The 16,634-nt window shown below is 38.7% G+C and carries 14 protein-coding genes; 12 read left to right on the top strand and 2 right to left on the bottom strand.

All coding sequences use genetic code 11. From position 1 onward, the window contains the following. Window positions 1-38 precede the first annotated feature (38 nt). Complete coding sequence (gene ald / locus QUE03_RS09765) at window positions 39-1,160, bottom strand: alanine dehydrogenase (protein ID WP_286267532.1); 1,122 nt, start codon at window positions 1,158-1,160, stop codon at window positions 39-41. Window positions 1,161-1,301: 141 nt separating this feature from the next. On the opposite strand from ald, the gene lrp reads away from it, so the two are divergent. The 12 genes from lrp to QUE03_RS09825 all read left to right on the top strand — a co-directional run bounded on the left by lrp (window position 1,302) and on the right by QUE03_RS09825 (window position 14,978). Beyond that, window positions 1,302-1,778 carry a leucine-responsive transcriptional regulator Lrp gene (lrp, locus tag QUE03_RS09770; RefSeq protein ID WP_434020173.1) on the top strand — a complete coding sequence of 159 codons (477 nt, stop codon included), beginning with the start codon at window positions 1,302-1,304 and terminating at the stop codon, window positions 1,776-1,778. A 57-nt stretch (window positions 1,779-1,835) separates the two neighbouring features. Then, window positions 1,836-4,337, top strand: a complete 2,502-nt coding sequence (locus QUE03_RS09775) for a DNA translocase FtsK (RefSeq protein WP_286267536.1) — start codon at window positions 1,836-1,838, stop codon at window positions 4,335-4,337. A gap of 23 nt (window positions 4,338-4,360) precedes the next feature. Next, window positions 4,361-5,065 (top strand): outer membrane lipoprotein periplasmic chaperone LolA, encoded by a 705-nt coding sequence (lolA, locus tag QUE03_RS09780; RefSeq protein WP_286267538.1) that lies wholly within the window; start codon window positions 4,361-4,363, stop codon window positions 5,063-5,065. Next, the gene (locus QUE03_RS09785) at window positions 5,052-6,404 is read left to right on the top strand and encodes a replication-associated recombination protein A (RefSeq protein WP_286267540.1); all 1,353 of its coding nucleotides are present in this window, start codon (window positions 5,052-5,054) and stop codon (window positions 6,402-6,404) included. Before lolA ends, QUE03_RS09785 begins: the two co-directional genes overlap by 14 nt. Then, a complete protein-coding gene (gene crcB, locus QUE03_RS09790) occupies window positions 6,385-6,780 on the top strand; it encodes a fluoride efflux transporter CrcB (RefSeq protein WP_286267542.1) in 396 nt (131 codons plus the stop codon). The genes QUE03_RS09785 and crcB overlap by 20 nt, the downstream gene beginning before the upstream one ends. 14 nt (window positions 6,781-6,794) lie before the next feature. Next, complete coding sequence (gene serS / locus QUE03_RS09795) at window positions 6,795-8,081, top strand: serine--tRNA ligase (protein ID WP_286267544.1); 1,287 nt, start codon at window positions 6,795-6,797, stop codon at window positions 8,079-8,081. Between the two features lie 192 nt (window positions 8,082-8,273). Next, window positions 8,274-8,756 (top strand): TlpA disulfide reductase family protein, encoded by a 483-nt coding sequence (locus QUE03_RS09800; RefSeq protein ID WP_286267546.1) that lies wholly within the window; start codon window positions 8,274-8,276, stop codon window positions 8,754-8,756. Window positions 8,757-8,823: 67 nt separating this feature from the next. Next, on the top strand, window positions 8,824-9,948 hold the full coding sequence (locus QUE03_RS09805; protein WP_286267548.1) for a M14 family metallopeptidase: 1,125 nt from the start codon (window positions 8,824-8,826) through the stop codon (window positions 9,946-9,948). 44 nt (window positions 9,949-9,992) lie between these two features. Next, a complete protein-coding gene (locus QUE03_RS09810; RefSeq protein WP_286267550.1) occupies window positions 9,993-11,471 on the top strand; it encodes an alanine/glycine:cation symporter family protein in 1,479 nt (492 codons plus the stop codon). A 50-nt stretch (window positions 11,472-11,521) separates the two neighbouring features. After that, the gene (locus QUE03_RS09815; protein ID WP_286267551.1) at window positions 11,522-11,887 is read left to right on the top strand and encodes a hypothetical protein; all 366 of its coding nucleotides are present in this window, start codon (window positions 11,522-11,524) and stop codon (window positions 11,885-11,887) included. Between the two features lie 5 nt (window positions 11,888-11,892). Further along, on the top strand, window positions 11,893-12,168 hold the full coding sequence (locus tag QUE03_RS09820) for a YeaC family protein (RefSeq protein WP_286267554.1): 276 nt from the start codon (window positions 11,893-11,895) through the stop codon (window positions 12,166-12,168). Next, window positions 12,165-14,978 carry a DUF349 domain-containing protein gene (locus tag QUE03_RS09825; RefSeq protein ID WP_286267557.1) on the top strand — a complete coding sequence of 938 codons (2,814 nt, stop codon included), beginning with the start codon at window positions 12,165-12,167 and terminating at the stop codon, window positions 14,976-14,978. The genes QUE03_RS09820 and QUE03_RS09825 overlap by 4 nt, the downstream gene beginning before the upstream one ends. Before the next feature lie 608 nt (window positions 14,979-15,586). Here QUE03_RS09825 and ansA read toward each other — a convergent pair. Further along, entirely contained in the window at window positions 15,587-16,603 is a 1,017-nt protein-coding gene (gene ansA, locus QUE03_RS09830) for an asparaginase (RefSeq protein ID WP_286267559.1), read from the bottom strand. Window positions 16,604-16,634 lie beyond the last annotated feature (31 nt).

Here is a 16,634-nt window from a genome sequence, read left to right on the forward strand (position 1 = left end):
AACGGATGAGCAGTGTATTTTAAGTGCAATTATGCACATTAAACAGATGCGATTGCGTCTTGTGGCGCAGTAAATTCAAAACCTAAGTTTTCCGCAACTTCTTTTACGGTAACTTTGCCATCAATAACGTTTAAACCGTTTAGCAAGTGCTTATCATCTTGTAAAGCTTGCTTATAGCCTTTGTTGGCTAAGTTAATGATGTATGGCAATGTGGCATTATTTAATGCAAACGTTGACGTGCGAGGTACAGCGCCTGGCATGTTAGCTACACAGTAATGAACAACATCATCAATGATGAACGTTGGGTCGGCATGGGTTGTTGCCGTGGAAGTCTCAATACAGCCACCTTGATCTATAGCAACATCAACAATGGCAGAGCCAGGCTTCATGTTCTTTATGTGCTCTTTAGTGACTAATTTTGGCGCCGCAGCACCTGGAATTAATACGCCACCAATAACTAGATCTGCTTCAAGCACATGTTTTTCTAAAGCGTCAGCTGTTGAGTAAATCGCTTTCACTTTGTTACCGAACTGAGCATCTAACTTACGAAGTACGTTAATATTTCTATCAAGAATGACAACGTCAGCGCCCATGCCAACAGCCATTTGTGCAGCATTGTTACCTACCATGCCACCACCAATCACAACAACTTTTGCTGGCTCTACACCAGGTACGCCACCTAATAACATACCGCGACCTGCATTAGATTTTTCTAATGCTTGTGCACCAGCTTGAATTGACATACGACCGGCAACTTCAGACATTGGTGCTAATAATGGTAAGCCACCAGATGCGTCAGTAACTGTTTCATAAGCAATACAAATTGCTTTGCTTTTAACTAAGTCTTGAGTTTGAGGTAAGTCAGGGGCTAAGTGTAAATAAGTAAATAATACTTGTCCTTCACGCAACATTGCACGTTCAACCGCTTGTGGCTCTTTTACCTTTACGATCATTTCCGCTTGTGCGAAAACTTCTGCAGCTGTGGATAAGATCGTGGCGCCAACTTCAATGTAGTTCTGATCTGTAAAACCAATACCCATACCAGCATTAGTTTCGACAATCACACTATGGCCATGGTTAATTAACTCACGTACGCTTGCTGGTACCATACCAACACGATATTCATGGTTTTTAATTTCTTTTGGTACACCAATAATCATAATTTTAAACTCTCAGGCTTATTTGAATTGAAATTACCAACTAGTATAATGATGTTTTTATAGAATAACTTGCTGTTATTTGTTAGTTTGCGATATATAGAACTAATGAAATGCGCAAATAAAGAATAAAAAACTATTATGATGTCTACAGTCAAACAAATTGATCGCATCGATCGTAATATTTTAGATGAACTTCAAAAAAATGGTCGCTTATCGAATGTTGAACTATCAAAAAGAGTAGGCTTGAGTCCAACGCCTTGTCTAGAACGCGTAAAACGGCTTGAAAACGAAGGTTATATTTCAGGCTACAAAGCGATCTTAAACCCTGAGCTACTCGACGCGGCGTTACTGGTTATTGTTGAGATCACGTTGACTAAAACTAGTCCTGATGTGTTTGATGATTTTTCGAAGGCAGTTCATGAACTCGATGTTATACAGGAGTGTCATTTAGTTTCAGGTGACTTTGATTTCTTATTAAAAACACGAGTTAAAGACATGGCCGCTTATCGTCAATTATTAGGTGATACCCTATTAAGATTGCCTGCAGTGAGTGAAAGTCGTACATATGTGGTCATGGAAGAAGTAAAATCGTCTAATGTTTTGCCGATCAGACGATAAGTCGTTTTCTATAGCGTAATAGTTTGTTATTTTAGGTAGTTATAAAAAGAAATTACTATGGTTGCCATATTGTCTTCAGAATCTCGAAAATTATCAGGAGCTCAACGCTTACTTGAAGCAGGGTTGTTATTTTGCACCGTCATTGCAATGTACCTTATGTTAGCGCTATTTACTTTTGACCCTGCAGATCCTGGTTGGTCTCAAACAGGGTACAAAACACCGGTGAGAAATTTAGGTGGCTCTGTTGGCGCCTATTTGTCTGATTTGCTGTTAAATTTTTTCGGTGTTATCGCATATAGCTTACCCTTTGTTATTGCTTTTATTGGCTGGTTACTCTTCCAAAAATTCTATCGATTGATGCAATTAGATTACTTAACCCTTGGCCTCAAGTTTATCGGCTTCTTTATGTTTTATATTGGCGTGACATCATTAGCCAGTATGAACTTTGACGATATCTTCTATTTCTCTGCGGGAGGGATATTAGGCGATATAATAAGCGGTACCTTTATCGTGTACCTTTCCTTTGTAGGCAGTACGCTTTTATTTTTGATGTTAACGTGTACAGGCTTTGTATTTCTTACAGGTATTTCATGGCTTACTATTATTGATAACATAGGCCAATACACCATATCAGCCGCTTTATTCCTTATTGCTTTACCCAAATTATTGCAAGACAAATTTGGCACAAGTGATATTGAACCTTCTTTTAGTGACTCGGCTAAATTAGTTGGTGCACAAGAACAAAGCCTTAAAGATGAAGCTAACAAAGAGCTTGATGAAAGTCGTGAAAGAGTAAGAGATGCATTTGGACAAACAGAGGTTTTAGCTCAACAAGACAATGATGATGAAGTTATTCCGAATGAAGAACGTATTGAACCCTTTATTGAAATTGACGATTTACTTAATGAGCCTCTATCCGTTAATGTCCAGGAAAATGTCAGTAAAGAAGAAATTGCAGCAGCATTTGAACCAGTAGAGAAAATACAGGTCGAAGAGCCAGCCACTCTGCATGACAAAATTCATCAGCAGTTGGCAAACGCAAAAGAAAGTGAACCGGATTATGTTTCATTACCGTCTTTAGATTTACTTGACCGGTCTGATCGCGTTAAAAACCCAATTGATAAAGAGCAATTGGATAAAGTTTCTAGGCTAGTTGAAGCCAAATTGATTGAATTTGGTGTTAAGGCGGATGTGGTTGATGTTTTTCCAGGGCCCGTCATTACGAGGTTTGAGCTTGATTTAGCTCCTGGTGTAAAGGTTAGTAAAATCACTAACCTTTCAAAAGATATTGCACGTTCTCTATCTGCTAAAAGTGTTCGTGTTGTTGAAGTGATTGAAGGTAAGTCAGTCATTGGTATCGAACTACCGAACAAGAATCGAGACACGGTATTTTTCGCAGATGTATTAGCCTGTGAAAAGTTTGAACAGTCACCGTCGAATTTAGCAATGGCCATTGGTAGTGACATCTCAGGAAAGCCTGTTGTAGCTGACTTGGCTAAAATGCCTCATTTGTTAGTGGCAGGAACGACGGGGTCGGGTAAATCTGTAGCAGTTAATACCATGATCGTCAGTATATTGTATAAATCTTCACCTGAAGATGTGCGCATGATCATGATTGATCCTAAGCAAGTAGAATTGTCAGTGTATGACGGTATACCTCATTTACTTTCTGAAGTGGTAACAGACATGAAAGAGGCGTCAAACGCGCTTAGGTGGTGTGTTGGTGAAATGGAGAGGCGCTATCAGTTAATGTCTAAATTGGGCGTAAGAAACCTCAAAGGATATAATGAAAAAGTTACTACTGCGATTACTGCAGGCGAGCCGATTATTGACCCCTTATGGCAACCTAGTGATGCCTTTAGCCAAACACCACCAACTTTGGAGAAACTACCTTCTATTGTGATCATCGTTGATGAATTTGCCGATATGATGATGATTGTGGGTAAAAAAGTTGAAGAGCTTATCGCACGTATAGCCCAAAAAGCGCGTGCAGCTGGCATTCACTTAATTCTTGCAACTCAAAGACCTTCTGCAGATGTTATTACCGGATTAATTAAAGCAAATATCCCGACACGTATGGCATTACGAGTACAATCACGTATTGAGTCGAGAATTATTCTCGACCAACAAGGCGCGGAGCAACTCTTGGGGATGGGGGATATGTTTTATCTGCCACCAGGAGAAGCCGTTCCAATTCGAGTGCATGGTGCTTTTGTTGATGATCACGAAGTGCACGCCGTTGTCAGTGATTGGAAATCTCGAGGCGAGCCTAACTATGTAGAAGAAATATTGTCAGGTGAGAATGATCAAGACATCCTACTTCCAGGTGAGCAAGCAGAAGCGACGGAAGATGATGAGTTAGATGCGCTTTATGATGAAGCATTAAGTTTTGTCACAGAAACTCGCCGTGTATCAATATCAAGTGTCCAACGTAAATTCAGAATTGGTTACAATAGGGCCGCACGTATCGTGGAACAAATGGAAAATCACGGGGTCGTATCTACTCCAGGGCACAATGGGGCGCGTGAAGTAATAGCGCCACCTCCAGTAAAAGAATAAATAAAGAATTTATGATTATAAAATTGAAAAAATCGTTAGTATTTCCCATTACATCAATCATTATGGCTGGGAATGTATTGGCACTTCCTTTAGCGACAGCCAATATAGCTAAGCCAAACATTACCTTGCTTAATGAAAATTCAAGTAGCGTTAAAAAAGCGAGTCAAGATGAAATTGATAAAGCTAAGTTATTGGAAATATTAAGTAAAATTACTTCCTTTACGGCTGATTTTGAACAAAGTATCTATGATGAGGAAAGTAACGCGTTACAAGTATCTATAGGGAATATTATCGTTAAGAAGCCAAACCTTGTGAATTGGCACACAAAATCTCCCGATGAAAATCAAATACTTTCTGATGGTAAGTCACTATGGTTGTTTGATCCATTTATCGAACAAGTTACCGCGTATGCTTTAGATGCGTCTTTGACTAATACGCCGATTTTACTACTTTCGAGTAATGACCAATCCTTGTGGCAACAATATGATATAAAACAAACGGCCATAATGGAATTTGTGATTAAATCAATCGATGATAACTCGCAAGTCAAAGAATTAACGATAGTATTTGATGAAACTGGTACAGCGATCAAAAAATTTATCATATTGGATGCAACAGGACAGCGCAGTGAAATAGCTTTATCTGCTTTTACGTTAAACCCCGCATTAAGCAATCAGATATTTAATTTCGTTGTACCAGAAGGTGTTCAATTAGATGACCAGCGATAACGGTACCTTAGACTTATCATTTGAAGAGCAGGGAAGCTTTAAACCGCTAGCGGCAAAGCTACGACCTAAGCAATTAAGTGATTATGTAGGTCAACAGCATATCTTGGGCAAAGGCTCGCCTTTACGCGTCGCAATTGAAAACAAACAATGTCAATCGGTTATATTTTGGGGACCTCCTGGCACAGGCAAAACAACGCTTGCAGAGATAATCGCGACGCATTCTGATGCCGAAATTGAACGAGTATCAGCGGTAACATCAGGCATTAAAGAAATTCGACAAGCCATTGATAATGCCAAATCACGTCTAATTCATCATCAACAACGAACTGTTTTGTTTGTTGATGAAGTACACCGCTTTAATAAAAGCCAACAAGATGCCTTTTTACCACACATAGAAGATGGCACGGTTATTTTTATTGGTGCGACCACAGAAAACCCAGCATTTGAGCTTAATCGAGCACTATTGTCGAGAACACGCCTATACACACTTAATAAGTTAACAGCGCAAGACCTTGAATTAGTACTGAAAAAAGCAATAGAAATAGAACAGGTCGATCGAAATTGTACGGTTGAATTTCAACAACAAGCAAAAAAAAGCTTAGTTACCATCGCTAATGGCGATGCGAGGCGGTTGCTTAATCTCTTTGAGAATTGTCTTGATATTTATCCGAGTGAAACACTAATAAACATCAATGAAGCGTTAATACTGGAAATCAGCGGCAGTAATATCCCGTTGTATGATAAAGGTGGTGATGCTTTTTATGATTTGATTAGTGCATTTCATAAATCTGTACGGGGCTCCGACCCTGATGCTGCCTTGTATTGGTATTCAAGAATTATTATTGCAGGTGGCGATGCTTTGTATGTTGCTCGTCGGCTGCTCGCCATTGCTAGTGAAGATGTGGGTAATGCAGATCCTCGTGCCTTGCAAATTGCTATTAGTGCTTGGGATACATTTCAACGTGTTGGACCGGCTGAAGGAGAACGCGCTATTGCCCAAGCTGCAGTCTATATGGCACTTGCACCTAAAAGTAATGCCGTATATACAGCATTTAAACAGGCACAAACGTTAGCGAAGGAAACATCAGCTTTGGAAGTACCGTTTCACTTAAGAAATGCGACGAGTTCAATAACTGAAAAGCTTGGTCATGGAGCTGGTTATAGGTACGCTCATGATGAGCAGAACTCATTTGCGGCTGGCGAGAATTATTTCCCGCCAGAAATAGCAGATACTAGGTTGTACCAGCCAACGGACAGGGGATTGGAAAAACAGCTCAAAGAAAAACAACGATACCTTGATGAATTAAATAGGCAAAGTGATGAGCAGCGCTATAAGTAATCTAAATTTGTATTTTTTCGTTGCCATAGGAGGAGCCTGCGGTGCCAGTTTACGGTTCTTTTTTTCACAAATAATCTTAAATTGGCTCGGAAAAGGATTCCCTTTTGCAACATTGATGGTTAATATTTCCGGCTCGTTTATAATGGGCCTTTTATACGGGTTGATTGAACAAGGTACAATTGAGCTTGGTGTATATCGCACGCTCATAGGAATAGGGTTTCTAGGTGCCTTTACCACATTTTCAACGTTTTCATTAGATACTTTGTTGCTGATGCAACAAGGTGAAATTTTTAAAGCAATGGCGAATATTGTTTTTAATGTTGTGTTTTGCGTGAGCGCTGCGGCATTAGGAATGTTTATCGTCTCTAACCAATAAACAAGTGAAGAAAAATGCTTGACGCAAAACTTTTAAGATCAGATATCGAACAAACAGCAAGTTTATTAGCGAAACGTGGCTATACACTTGATACCAAAAAGCTTATAGCGCTAGAAGAGCAGCGCAAAGCCATTCAAGTAAAAACGCAGGAATTACAAAGCCAACGTAATACGCGTTCAAAATCTATCGGCCAAGCAAAAGCACGCGGTGAAGATATACAGCCTCTTTTAGCTGAAGTGTCTCAACTGGGTAATGAATTAGAATCTGCAAAAGAAGAGCAGAACGTTATTCTTAAAAAGATTAACGATATAGCTGCAGCAATACCTAATCTAATTCATGAATCAGTCCCAGCTGGTGATAGTGAAGACGATAACGTTGAAGTGCGTTCTTGGGGGACACCACGTGAATTTGATTTTGAAGTAAAAGATCATGTTGATGTTGCCACTGCGCTTGATAAAGGCTTAGATTTTGAAAGCGGTGCAAAGCTTGCCGGAACTCGTTTTGTTGTTATGCGTGGTCAAATTGCTCGTATGCATCGTGCGTTAGCACAATTTATGCTTGATGTGCATTCATTAGAACATGGCTACGAAGAAATGTATGTTCCGTATCTGGTTAACCACGATTCTTTGTATGGAACGGGTCAGTTACCTAAATTTGGTGAAGATTTATTCCACACCGATCTTGCTACTCGCACTTTTTCTCTTATTCCAACAGCTGAAGTGCCGTTAACGAACTTGGCTCGTGATGAGATTATTGACGAGAATAAGCTCCCAATTAAAATGACGGCTCACACCCCGTGCTTTAGAAGTGAAGCCGGTTCATCAGGCCGTGATATTCGCGGTTTGATCCGTCAGCATCAATTCGACAAAGTTGAAATGGTGCAATTAGTTAAGCCAGAAGATTCATTTGAAGCGTTAGAGCAGTTAACCTCTCATGCTGAAAATATCTTAAAGAAATTAGAATTGCCATTTAGAACAGTGATTCTATGTACGGGTGATATCGGTTTTAGCGCGACTAAAACATATGATTTAGAAGTATGGTTACCGGCACAAAATACTTATCGTGAAATTTCATCGTGTTCAAATATGGGCGACTTCCAAGCACGACGCATGCAAGCACGCTATAGAAACAGTGAGACGAACAAGCCTGAGCTTCTGCACACGTTAAATGGCTCTGGTTTAGCGGTAGGACGTACGTTAGTGGCTATATTGGAAAACTATCAACAAGCTGATGGTAGCATTGAAATTCCAACAGTATTGCAACCATACATGGGTGGACAAACTCATATTGGCAAAGCCTGAAGGCTTTTTTAATATATAGACAATCATATTCATGTCGATTTGATAAATGCCAGTATGCTGTGTGCTACTGGCATTTTTGTTTTCAGTGGTTTTGAATGTGTTTTAACGAAACAATACTTTTGATCGAATTAAAAAAGGCTATCTCAGGTCATATCTGCTGTAAGCGTTATCAACCGTATAAAAGAGGGTGTTTTGTTTAAAAGTCTTGCCATACAAACAATCATATTTATCTGCATTTTTCAGTTTACTTCATTCATTCGTGAAACCAGTATGCTTTCGACGGATAGCCCTGTTAATACAAACCATACATTGCCAACGTTACATGGTGAAGAAATTACCCTGAGTTCCGACAATAAGCCTTTGGTGGTGTATTTTTTTGCGCCTTGGTGTCAAGTCTGTCACGCAAGTATTGGTAATTTACAATCTATTTATGAAAAGAACGATGCTATTGATGTGATAGCGGTTGCTATGGATTTTACATCTCAAGCAGAAGTAGAAAAATTTACCCGCCAGCATAAATTAACCTTTCCAATCGCACTGGGCGATCATCGCACCAAATCAAATTTTAAGGTACAAGGTTACCCCAGTTATTATGTTATAAATGAACAAAATTTAATCGCTAGTAAATCAATGGGCTACTCCACAGAGCTAGGGATCTACTTAAGATCACTTTAACGCTTCTGATCTAATAGTTGTTTGTGTACACTTAGGCTTTCATTACTGATGGTATAAGAATTAAGTTATGCAAATATCTGATAATTTTGATAGCGGCAACATTCGTGTAATCGATATCTCTGATCCAAAAAATATCCAACTAGAAATTAAAAAAGATAACCAATCTGAATTTTACCAATGGTTTCACTTTAAACTGCATAACAATGAGCATCAAGAGCACGTAATGCATATTAATAATGCAGGTCAATCAGCTTATATTGAAGGCTGGGAAAATTATCAAGCCGTAGCGTCTTATGATCGTGAGCATTGGTTTAGAGTACCTACAGAGTTTGATGGCGCTAAACTCACCATCAGCTTTATGCCAGAACACGACTCTATCTATTTTGCCTACTTTGCACCATATAGCTACGACCGTCATCAAGACCTCATTCACAATGCTCAGTTACATATTGATTGTCAGTTACAGGTGTTAGGGCAAACTCATGATGGCCGTGATATGTCTCTGTTAAAAATTGGAGAAGAAGGCGAGGGTAAGAAAATTATATGGTTAACGGCAAGACAGCACCCCGGTGAGTCTATGGCCGAATGGTTTATGGAAGGTTTTATTGACCGTTTACTCGATGAAGACGATGGTGTTGCGCGTTCTTTGTTAGATAATGCCGTGTTTTATTTAGTGCCCAATATGAACCCAGACGGGAGTGTTAGAGGCCATCTTAGAACCAATGCAATTGGTGTGAACTTAAACCGTGAGTGGCAAGAGCCTTCAATGGAAAAATCACCAGAAGTATTCCTCGTTAGAAATAAGATGAAAGAAACCGGCGTTGATATGCATCTTGATATTCATGGTGATGAAGCATTGCCGTTTAACTTTGTTGCGGGCTGTGAAGGGTGCCCTTCATATGACGAAAGACATCATCAACTAGAAGAGAAATTTAAGGAAATACTTCTCGCGGTTACCCCAGAGTTCCAAGATGACAAAGGATACGACAAAGATGAGCCGGGTAAGGCTAATCTGACAGTGGGTAGTAATTGGGTAGGCGAGAATTTTAAATGTTTGGCTTATACCGTAGAAATGCCTTTTAAAGATAATGATTTATTGCCTGACTATGCTGTAGGTTGGTCGGATGCACGCAGTGCAATATTTGGCCGTGATATGCTAACGGCAATATATCATGTTGTAGAAAGTATATAACCAATTAATTTTACTAATAATTATAATAATTCGGAGTTTAAATTTTGTTAGAATTCGTTCAATCACTAAATAGTGTGATTTGGAGCCCAGCGCTTATTTACTTATGTTTAGGTGCAGGTTTGTTCTTTTCCATCATTACACGCTTTGTACAAATCAGGCATTTTCGAGAAATGTGGCGTCTGCTGCTATCAGGCAAGAGTTCAGAAAAGGGGATTTCATCGTTTCAAGCACTAGCCGTATCTCTTTCTGGTCGCGTCGGTACCGGTAATATTGCAGGCGTTGCCGCTGCAATTGGTTTTGGTGGTCCGGGTGCTGTTTTTTGGATGTGGGTCGTTGCCTTTTTAGGCGCTGCAACAGCGTATGTTGAATCGACTAATGCACAAATATACAAAGAAGAAGAAGACGGTATTTATCGTGGTGGTCCAGCTTATTACATTGAAAAAGCTATGGGACAAAAGTGGTATGCATGGATATTTGCTTTTTCTACTATTCTAGCGTGTGGAGCGTTACTTCCAGTAGTGCAATCAAATGGTATTGGTGACTCACTTGTTAACGTATTTGGTAATGGTGGAACAGTTAATTCTTTCTTAGGTGAACTGGCGTTAACTAAAGTATACGCAGCGGTTTTCATCGTATTACTGTTAGGCTTTATCATTTTTGGTGGTGTTAAACGCATTGCTAGCTTTACGCAGGTTGTCGTGCCGTTTATGGCATTAGCTTATATTATCATTGCCTGTTCAATTATTGCGCTTAACCTTGATATGTTACCTGGCGTGGTTTCTTTAATCATTACTGATGCCTTTTCACCTATGGCTGGTGTAGGCGCAGCTATTGGTTGGGGCGTAAAACGTGGTGTTTATTCAAACGAGGCGGGACAAGGTACTGGCCCTCATGCAGCAGCATCGGCAGAAGTAGACCACCCTGCGCAACAAGGTTTAGTTCAAGCATTCTCAGTGTATATTGATACTTTGTTTGTATGTTCGGCTACAGCGTTTATGATCTTGATAACACAGCAGTATAATGTTGTGCCTGATGGAGCGACTGAAGCTATAGTTAGTAATATCGCTTTAGCTACGGAAATTAATGGACCTGCATTTACTCAACTAGCCGTAGATAGTGTATTACCGGGTGTAGGTAAACCATTTATCGCCTTAGCCTTATTTTTCTTTGCTTTTACCACCATCTTGGCTTATTTCTTTATCGCTGATAATAATATTTCTTATATCAACAGAACCTTTAAGAAACCATTCCTTCGGTTTGTCTTAAAAATCGGAATTATGGCAGCAGTATTCTACGGTACCGTAGCTGAACCAAGCGCTGCTTGGGTATTAGGTGATATTGGTGTTGGCTTAATGGCATGGTTAAACATCATAGGTATATTAATAATATTCTTTATGGCAAAACCGGCAATCAAAGCCTTAAGAGATTACGAAGCGCAACAAAAAGCTGGTGTTGAAAAATACACCTTTGATCCTGAAAAGCTTGGGATTAAAAACGCAGAGTTGTGGCAAAACAAAAAATAATGAATTAATTATAAATTAATCAAGATAAAACGCCCGCAAGGGCGTTTTTTTTGGTTAAAATACAGCATAAAATTTTTATAGAGAAAACTATGGCCATAATTAACTGTCCTGCTTGCAATAAGAAAATTTCAGATAAAGCTAAAACTTGTAACCATTGCAGTGTTGCGTTACAAAATATTGATCAAGACAAATTAAAAGCTATAGAACTCGAACAGCGTCTTAAGAAAAAGCAGTCATTAATGAATCAATCGTTTTTTGCCATGCTGCTTTTTTGTGGTGGTTTTTTATTCTTATTTTGGCAAAACGCCCAACCTGGTAGTTGGCAGTATATTACCTCAATTACGAGTACAGTCCTTGGCTTTATTATGTACCTTGTAACTCGTGTTAGGCTTATCCTCATAAAGCGGAAAAAATAGACATTATGGATTTAATACAAGTAGTTGATAATTTAACTGAAGAGATGTATTTACGTTTTAAAAGTGCAGTAGAAACAGGAAAGTGGCCTGAAGGAGCACCTGTTGAGCAAAGCCAACGTGAATCCGCAATGCAAATAGTAATGGCGTATCAAGCACGTCGACTCGACATGGATGAAATTTTCTCGGTTGGCTCTAACGGTGAAATCGTTGACAAGACTAAATCTCAATTAAGAAGAGAGTTCAAAGAAAAAGACTCTATTGCTAGGTTTAAAGATTTATGATTTTTTCTAAATTATTCAATTCTAAAGCGCAGTGGCAACACAAAAACAGTAATATTCGTATTGCGGCTATCAAAGACGAACTTCAATTATCAAATAGCCAGGATGTGCAAGTACTTAAGCGACTAGCATCCGAAGACGAAAATGATCTTGTTCGACGAAGTGCGTTAATCAAATTAAATGACTTTTCCGTTTGGCTAAAGGCATTTGAGCAAGAGAAAAATAGCAGCGTAAAGAATTTTGCATACGATAATTTGATCAATATCTTAGCCAGTGATTCTTCTGATGTGTATTCAAAAGAAAATAAGCTCTCTTATATTGAGCAACATATTACCACTAGCATGGCTGAAAAAGTGTTAGAGAAGGCCAATTGTAGTACGATCATAATTGCGCTGATTGATAAAATTAACAAACCTCAGACATGGCCCAGCTTGTTTGTGAAGAAAACTGATCTTACTGTGCAGCAGTATATTTTAAGTCAAACATCTGACATCAATACACTAGAAAAATTACTTAAGAAAGCGGATGGTGACGCAGTTAAGTCGTTGATCAAAGAAAAACTTGCAATTATAGCACTGGAAAAAGAAAAGCCGGTTAAGTTGTTAAAAGATACGCAAATGGTGTTGTCTAAACTGTTAGCTTTAAAAGAACAAAATGATTACGAATTAGTGTTAGAAAAAAGAACCTTGTTAAATGATGAGTGGAATTGGTTAGTACAGGATTTTGCTTGTTTATCTCAATCAGATAAAGAACAAGCATTAATTAAATACAGCACCATCAATGAACAATTAGATAAAGCCTTTGCTCACATAAAAGAGCAGTTTGAACAAGCCCAGATCGTTAGAAAGCTTGATGAGCAAAAAGAACAAACTATAAAGGAATTTAGGGAAAAACTGTCTACTTATAACCAGTTAATTGCTAATGCGGTATTTGAAAACCAAGAGATTGATGAAATTGCTTTAAAAAATGAACTTGATGAAATCCTGGTCGAAATAGAGCATTCAGCGCTCAATAACAAGGAAAAATCAAATTTTACTGAACAATTTAGTAAGCAATTACAAAAATTAGAACAAATTCCAGAGATAGCTGAGTCTGTTACAAAAGCGACACACCTTATTTCTAAAATTTCTCAACAGTTGCCTCCAGAAACGATGGAACAGTTTACTGAACGTTCAGCTTATTTTAATGAGTGGCAAAAACAATGGCGAGCAGTTGAAGCGGTCATTAGTGGTGTGATTCCTCAATCTATCGCTGATGCTAAAGCTCAGATTGACAATCAATGGCGAGAGGCATTGGCACCATTACAAAAAGAACAAAAACAATTGTTCAATCAGGCTCAAAAGAAAGTAGCAGAATTAAAACGGTTGATATCTACAGGTAAATACAATGCTAGCTTTGGCGTTTTCAAACGACTTAAAAAAATATTTGAACAATTATCTAACCACCACCAGCACCGTTTACAACGTGACTATGATCAATTAAACGAAAAGCTTACCGAGCTAAGTGATTGGGAACATTACATCGCAACACCAAGAAAGCAGCAGCTGTTGGAAGAAGTGCAAAAATTAGCGGCACAACCACTGGACAATCCTAACGAACAAGCGAATCAAGTTAAGCAATATCGAAAAATATGGAATTCGTTAGGTCATGCAGATGAAGACGTTGATCAAGCATTTAATGATTCGTTCAATGATGCATTAGAAAAAGCATTTGCGCCTTGCAGATTATGGTATGCAGAGCAAGAAAAAACTCGTGAACAACACCTAGTGATCAGAAATCAGTTAGTGGAACAAGCAAAGTCATTAGGGAATGAATATAAACACGACAACATGGCAGTTAAACACGTAGAAGTTAGCCTCAATAAACTGCTGTTGGCATGGAAAGATGCTGGTGATGTTGATCGCACTATATATCAAAAACTGAACAAACAGTTTATTGATGCTATTAAGCCTGTTAAAACGTATATTTTTGATTATCATCAAGACAATGCACAACTAAAAGACAAACTCATTGAGCAAGTAAAAGCACAACATAATAATGAAGATATTTATGATGCCGTAAACCAAGTTAAGGTGTTGCAATCTAAATGGAAATCGATTGGCTATGCTGGTGCAAAACTTGAGAACAAGCTTTGGAATGAGTTTCGAAAAGCCAACGATGTGATATTTGCTCAACGAGATGAAGAGAAATCGAAACATCAAAGTGATATAGATGCGCGAGTTGAAAAAGTATCAGCCGTGATAACAGCGTACGAGCAACGTATTCAAACAACAACGACCAAGACTGAATTACAAATGCTTGGTAACACGCTTAATGAGTTACGTGACCAGCAATTGCAAAAGAAACCCGTACTCAAGCAAATCATGGTGAAAATAGAAGCACAGCAAAAACTACTAGATGACAAGATTAAAGCACTAAACGCTAACCTAGAAAAACAAAGTTGGTTAGATACCTTTGCGATACTTGAAAAATTAAGTAGTGGTAATTTGTCAATTGAACAGCTTGAAAATGTTGAAGAATTTATTGCTTTACCTCATGTTAAACAGAAGCGCTTAATCGATGCATTAACTAAAGAAAACGGCGGAGATCGCTTAGTAAAAACCATTGAACTTGAAGTCATGGCAGGGGTAGAGTCGCCAGCTAGTGATCAAGCAACGAGAATGCAAGTACAAGTGGAACTAATGCAAGAGAAAATGACGTCTGGCCAATCAGTTGATTTAAACAAAGCGTTTGTTGACTGGATTGCCGTTGCGCATATTGGCGAAGATGATCAAGCTTATTTGGCACGCATTAAGCCGATTTTTATTAAATAACTATACGGCGATAATTAACAAATAAAGCATGTGATTAGATGTAACCGCATGCTTTAGTCAAAATACCTCAAGTTAACCATGAAACAACTTTCGTGTTGAGATCAGAAATTAAAGAGTGGAAAATCCAAAGTAGAGTATGAGTATGTTTTGATGTTGCTCTACCTTGTGCTTTTAGCCTTTATTACATTATCAAGCTCTGCGGCTGAGCACAAAAGGAGAGTAGCGCAAGCCAACATAAAGAGACACGTCTATGGCTTGTAGAAGAAAATGTCGATTTTCTCTCTCAATAAAACAAACCAATTTCAAAAGCAACAATTGCAAAGGTACACTATTGCAAATGCACCTAAATACTTAAATGCGTAATTTTCTTGCTCTAAAAGCGATCAAGGAAAACTAGTCATCAAGGCGATTAACTTAATTTTGGATGAGTTAAGCCACTCTCAAGAATTCTTGTCGCTGTATAGTGAATCTTGTCTCCATTAGACTTACTCGAGTTGAAAAGTGACTTAAATAAAAACGGCGCATATTAATCGTTAAGTCATAGATTTTGTTTTTTGTTATGTTAATACATTCAAACAAATGAGAATAATGACAGGTGTTTTGGGCGTTTATCGAGTTAGTTCACCACGAAGACTTAACTCCATTTGCACCCGAATTTGTTCAGGAGTCAACTCTTTGCTTAACAAGTAATGTAGTTTGGTGAGAGTGGCTTCTAGCGTCATGTCATGGCCACTTACGACACCACAGCGACTTAAACTTGTGCCTGTAGCATAGCCTTCCATATTGACCTGGCCTTTAATACATTGACTGCAATTAATAATTACGATGCCTTCGGCTGTTGCATTTGTTAGTGTCTCTAATAACGCTTCATCTTGTGGTGCGTTTCCAACACCGTAGCTTCTTAATATTAGTGCTTTGACAGGTTGTTTAAGTACATTCTTTATCAACTCAACGCTAATGCCGGGGTATAAGTGAACCACGCCAATAGGCTGGGGGATTATTGAAGACATTTTTATATCACTGGGCGATTGAGTGACATTTGGTGATATTTGTCCTTGAATCAACTTAATGTTGATACCGGCTTCCAACAAAGGCTCCAAATTAGGTGAGTCGAAAGCGTTAAAGCCGTCTGCATAAGCTTTGATGCAACGATTTCCGCGATATAACTTGTTATTAAAGAACAGCCCAACTTCATTGATAGGGTAATTTGCGGCTATAAATAAAGAGTTAAGTACATTAACTTGTCCGTCAGAGCGGAGCTGACTGAATGGAATTTGTGAGCCAGTTACTATGATGGGCTTTGCTAAGTTCTCAAACATAAAAGATAGCGCAGAACTTGTGTAAGCCATTGTATCTGTGCCATGAAGCACAACAAAACCATCAAAAGCATCATAATTAGCTTTGATGTCATCGGCGATACGCTGCCAGTCATTTGGGGTCATATTGGAAGAATCAATTAATGGATGATATTCATTAATGATAAAGTCAGGCATTTCTTCACGGTGAAACTCAGGCATATTATTGATCGCCTCAGTTAAATGGCCTTTTGCAGGAACATATCCTTGCTGACTTGTTTTCATTCCGATAGTACCGCCAGTGTAGGCGACATAAATGCGTTTTTTCATTGTTGAACCAGTTTGTAATTAATCAATAAGG

This window comes from Thalassotalea atypica, assembly GCF_030295975.1.
In the GTDB taxonomy this organism is placed as follows: domain Bacteria; phylum Pseudomonadota; class Gammaproteobacteria; order Enterobacterales; family Alteromonadaceae; genus Thalassotalea_F; species Thalassotalea_F atypica.